This is a genomic window from Symplocastrum torsivum (assembly GCF_059505465.1).
This window is the reverse complement of record NZ_JCACKQ010000119.1, coordinates 1-3,983: the sequence shown is the minus strand read 5'-3', so window position 1 is coordinate 3,983 and position 3,983 is coordinate 1. Positions and strand designations below refer to the sequence as shown.

The following is a 3,983-nucleotide window of genomic DNA, read 5'->3' as shown; positions in this document are numbered from 1 at the left end:
ACGGCTACCCAGAGTCCGCTTGAACTGGTGGGTTATTTCTGCCGCGCTGCACTAGCTCTAAGCAAGAGGAAATTGTCAGTGTTGCTCTAGCTCTCAAGCCTGCTGCTAAAGGGAGAATTAATGTTTTTACTCCGATTAATCTAAAGAATCAATCTGAATTGAGTAAAAAAGAGACTCTAGAAACAATAAAAGACAGCATTAGTCTTGCCAGAAATTACTGTGCTGATGTCGAATGGTCAGCATTTGATGCTTTTAGGAGCGAACCCGATTTCCTATGTAAAGCGGTTGAAGTAGCTATCAAAAATGGTGCAACGACTGTGGCGATCCCTGACAGTTTTGGTACGGCTTCACCTGAAGAGTTTTCAGGGTTGATTGCAATGATAATGAATCGCGTTCCCAATATTGACCAAGTTGCGATCGCAGTTCACTGTCATGACGATTTAGGATTAGCCGTAGAGAATTCACTTGCTGCTCTAGCCTCTGGAGCCAAACAAATTGAATGCTCAATTAATGGATTGGGAGCAAGGAAGGGAAATGCAGATTTGGAGAATGTTGTGAGTGCAATTGCCCAGTGCCCCAACTACAAGGTTGATATTGAAACCTCCTTACTGAGTGCTGCTTCAGAATTAGTCACTCAGATCACTGGAATTACGCGATCGCTCGTTTAACTGTTGAGTCAGTTCTTGAGTGGAGAGGATGGGATACACACCTGGATGACTCAGTGAGGCTAGGATTGGGTGCTGCTTAAATCAGTTGACTTTGCTTTCGTTGAGGAAAGCCGCATAGGGAATTAACTCAACGCGCTGGAGTATACAGGCTATGATTTCTGAACAAGATTGCCCCCATATCTCCATTCCTTCAAGCCACCGTGCTAAGATAGGAGGTGAGAATAAATTCGGTTGCAGCGTTTGTTTCTAGTATTGATGGGCATTTTCCTTTTGGTCAGTACAGGCTTCTCTCCGAAATCTAAATCTCTACACCTCTTTGATTTTGGAGACAATCTATGTCAATTTATGTAGGCAACTTATCCTACGAAGTCACGCAAGAAGACCTTAACGGTGTTTTTGCAGAATATGGTACGGTCAAGCGGGTTCAGCTCCCTACCGACCGTGAAACGGGTCGCTTACGCGGCTTTGGTTTTGTGGAAATGGATACAGAGGCTGAAGAAACAGCCGCCATTGATGCACTTGATGGTGCGGAATGGATGGGTCGTGACTTGAAAGTGAACAAGGCGAAGCCTCGTGAAGATAGAGGTTCGTCCGGTGGTGGTCGGGGAAACAACTTCTCTCGCCGCTACTAAGCGCTCTCAACTAAACCAAGAGCGAGCCTGTATTTGTTTGGCTCGCGTAAGCATGGCTAACTAGCTCGTAAGCAAATCTATATCAGTCACTCGCCTCCAAGCGAAAAGGCTTAAGTACAAATACTTAAGCCTTTTTTATTTGTGGATGGATGTGGTGCGGGAGAAGGCTGTTAGTTAGAGCCAATCATTGAGCCGTTAGCTATTCTGGAAGAGGGTGCCTCAAAAAGTCTCTGCTGTAAGAGGCGTCAACCCAAAGTATTAGAAGAGAAAATCGATGTGGCTGAAGTATGGCGTTAGTCAAGACAACGCCCTAGTTTCTATTGAAGATGTACCAAGCGGCAAAACCTTGTTGACATGTGTGTATTGTGGCGAAGGGCTGACAGCAAAGAAGGGGAAAGTAAAAGAACATCACTTTGCACACACGGAAGAGACGTGTCGTCCTGTTGCCAATCGTATTGCTAATCGGGAAATCCCATCTCTACCCCTCTATGACAATTTCAATATCCAGTTGTCGGGTAAAGAGTTGGAAGAATTAAAAGTCTTTTGGCAAAACTATGGAGTTAGGAATGAAGGTATTTTTATAAAACCTTCTCTGAGGTTAGTTTTATCCAAGCTCTTAACTTTGAATAGCCAAGGATTTTATGAATTTACAGACTTGGGAAAAATCCCTGTTGGAGGGCTACCGTTAGCGCTTTTCGACGAAATGCAAGAGCCATTATTGCTAGATAAGCTATTGCAGCTAGAAGGAATAGCGGAACGAGCAAGGCTGATAAATTCCCGGCACTTAATAGAAAGAGTTGCTGATTTGAGAATCTATCGCGCTCAACTGAAGAGCCTCCTAGAGAGGAGTTTATACTTTCTGGAAATCAAAACTGGAAGGAAAACATTACACAAAATTGGTGTAACCAAGCGACCGATTGAAGAACGAATAAATGAAGTTCAGAGGGATTTGGCTACTTACTTTAAGCAGTTTGAAATCCAGATAATTGATACTTGGAAGCATCGAGGTAATGTAGAGCTGTATTTCAAACATCGATATAAGAAATCTAATTATAAAATTGGTACTCTGACGGAATACTTCAAGCTTAAAGACATTGAATCAGTATACCTTGATTTACGTCAAATAAAGCCAAAAGTTTTAAGTCAAGCTGAGTTAGATGTTCTTGAACAAAGAGTCTTTTGAAAATAAGGAAGCGTCAGGTGTCCTTGACTTGGATAGGCGAAGGTAAAGTTATTAGACATTTGCTTGTAGAAAGAAATCAAAATTCTGTAACATTAGCTACAGAAAATAATTAATTTTACCCGCTGTTTACAGCGTTGCTCAGCCAAGTGGGAAGAAGCGATCACCTTGCACCACTGAAATCGGGACTACTCGTTGACAAAATATACATTTCTTCAGTGAGTAGAGGCAATTTCTTTGTAAAGCGATCGCATTTCTTTCCCTGAAGCATCTGCTTTTCTCAGTGGGTAGCTTGAAGGAATATAAGCTTATGAAACTCGATTCCCGTAACTCAGTAGTTAACCTCCCACCATACCTGCATCCTCTAAATTGGTTAACAAAGTCTGAACTCAGCACAACTGAAGATTTGCAAGCTTCGACTTGGGTACAGCTTCGGGAACCTCCCAGTCCTTATAGTCATGACGAAGCACTGCTATTGTGTAAGCACTCTGATACTGAGTGGATCGTTTGGATTCCAGAACATGGTGAGATGGTTCTGCATCGCAGTCAGTTTAGCAAAGCTGTTGAAGGGGATTAGGGGCTGAGGACTGGTGATTGGGGGCAAGGCACAATAGCACCCTTCTCTTGCATTTATAGCTGTCACTATAGAGGCGCTAAACCAGGCGTGTCAGCGTATGAAATACGATCGCATGACTCCACTCAGCACTCAACTAGGTTGGTTAGAAAAAGCTGGTTTTCAGGATGTAGATTGCTGGTATAAGAATTTTAGCTTTGCCGTTTTTGGCGGACGGCGACCTGTTTAATGTAGGTAGAGCATTCAGCAATCAGCGTTCAGCTTTGGTCAAACGAAGCCCAAAGACTGAATCAGCTATCCAGTCTAGGGTTTCGTTTAGCTAGTGATCATAGTGTTATCCTCACGATTCATGAGTGCTAAGGGGTCTGGGCAATTTGTGATTGAGTACCACTTGCCGAGATTTCGTCGCTTGTAACTCTGTAGATTGGGTGAAGCGATCGCTTAATCCAACAACACTCTGGGTGGCGCTACTATCAAGAAACAGCGAATCACTTTTGTTAAGACTTTTGTAACGCCATGCTATTGCACAGACTTGGCACATGGTTAGTCTCCTAGTTCTTCTTGACGATGTAGTAGTTATTTAGGAAATCATGGTCGAGTTGCTGGATAGTCACGCTAGTGAATCCCGCTTCTGTCAACATTTCCAAAGCCTTCTCTTCACCCCACACAGCACCAAGCCCCATGCCGCCTGTAGAAAGTGATACTGTCATGCAATGTAGGCAAGAAATCGTGTAGAGCATTGGTGCGGCTGGATGCTCTAAATTACCGTGAACCTGGCTGGAAGCCCGAATGTCCTGCATTAAGTAGGTGCCATCTAAACGCAATGCTTGGTGAATACCGCGCAGCACCACATCCGGTTGGGCTTGGTCATGAACATTGGTGACAAGTTAAGGCTTTCTGGCAGTTGTCAAGAGGATCTGAGAAAAGGC

Annotated in this window: 7 protein-coding genes; 5 read left to right on the top strand and 2 right to left on the bottom strand. The window is 43.7% G+C overall.

Features of this window, described 5'->3' with window-relative positions:
• Positions 1 to 38: 38 nt before the first annotated feature.
• The 5 genes from AC5JL3_RS28700 to AC5JL3_RS28680 all read left to right on the top strand — a co-directional run bounded on the left by AC5JL3_RS28700 (position 39) and on the right by AC5JL3_RS28680 (position 3,283).
• Complete coding sequence (locus tag AC5JL3_RS28700; RefSeq protein ID WP_496077695.1) at positions 39 to 668, top strand: hydroxymethylglutaryl-CoA lyase-like TIM-barrel protein; 630 nt, start codon at positions 39 to 41, stop codon at positions 666 to 668.
• 335 nt (positions 669 to 1,003) lie between these two features.
• The gene (rbp, locus tag AC5JL3_RS28695; protein ID WP_192222365.1) at positions 1,004 to 1,300 is read left to right on the top strand and encodes an RNA-binding regulator; all 297 of its coding nucleotides are present in this window, start codon (positions 1,004 to 1,006) and stop codon (positions 1,298 to 1,300) included.
• A 274-nt stretch (positions 1,301 to 1,574) separates the two neighbouring features.
• Complete coding sequence (locus tag AC5JL3_RS28690) at positions 1,575 to 2,483, top strand: GIY-YIG nuclease family protein (RefSeq protein ID WP_496077694.1); 909 nt, start codon at positions 1,575 to 1,577, stop codon at positions 2,481 to 2,483.
• 307 nt (positions 2,484 to 2,790) lie between these two features.
• Positions 2,791 to 3,057: a hypothetical protein gene (locus tag AC5JL3_RS28685; protein WP_496077693.1), complete on the top strand. Its 267-nt coding sequence runs from the start codon at positions 2,791 to 2,793 to the stop codon at positions 3,055 to 3,057.
• Positions 3,058 to 3,154: 97 nt separating this feature from the next.
• The gene (locus tag AC5JL3_RS28680; RefSeq protein ID WP_496077692.1) at positions 3,155 to 3,283 is read left to right on the top strand and encodes a hypothetical protein; all 129 of its coding nucleotides are present in this window, start codon (positions 3,155 to 3,157) and stop codon (positions 3,281 to 3,283) included.
• 111 nt (positions 3,284 to 3,394) lie between these two features.
• Here the strand turns inward: AC5JL3_RS28680 and AC5JL3_RS28675 are convergent, their stop codons facing one another.
• Positions 3,395 to 3,595, bottom strand: a complete 201-nt coding sequence (locus AC5JL3_RS28675; RefSeq protein ID WP_496077691.1) for a hypothetical protein — start codon at positions 3,593 to 3,595, stop codon at positions 3,395 to 3,397.
• 10 nt (positions 3,596 to 3,605) lie between these two features.
• The gene (locus tag AC5JL3_RS28670) at positions 3,606 to 3,902 is read right to left on the bottom strand and encodes a hypothetical protein (protein ID WP_496077690.1); all 297 of its coding nucleotides are present in this window, start codon (positions 3,900 to 3,902) and stop codon (positions 3,606 to 3,608) included.
• Positions 3,903 to 3,983 lie beyond the last annotated feature (81 nt).

What these genes read in the sequence shown, in the direction of transcription:
- rbp (WP_192222365.1), top strand. Translation starts at nt 1,004, where the DNA reads ATGTCAATTTATGTAGGCAACTTATCCTACGAAGTCACGCAAGAAGAC.
- AC5JL3_RS28690 (WP_496077694.1), top strand. Translation starts at nt 1,575, where the DNA reads ATGTGGCTGAAGTATGGCGTTAGTCAAGACAACGCCCTAGTTTCTATT.
- AC5JL3_RS28685 (WP_496077693.1), top strand. Translation starts at nt 2,791, where the DNA reads ATGAAACTCGATTCCCGTAACTCAGTAGTTAACCTCCCACCATACCTG.
- AC5JL3_RS28680 (WP_496077692.1), top strand. Translation starts at nt 3,155, where the DNA reads ATGAAATACGATCGCATGACTCCACTCAGCACTCAACTAGGTTGGTTA.
- AC5JL3_RS28675 (WP_496077691.1), bottom strand. Translation starts at nt 3,595, where the DNA reads ATGTGCCAAGTCTGTGCAATAGCATGGCGTTACAAAAGTCTTAACAAA.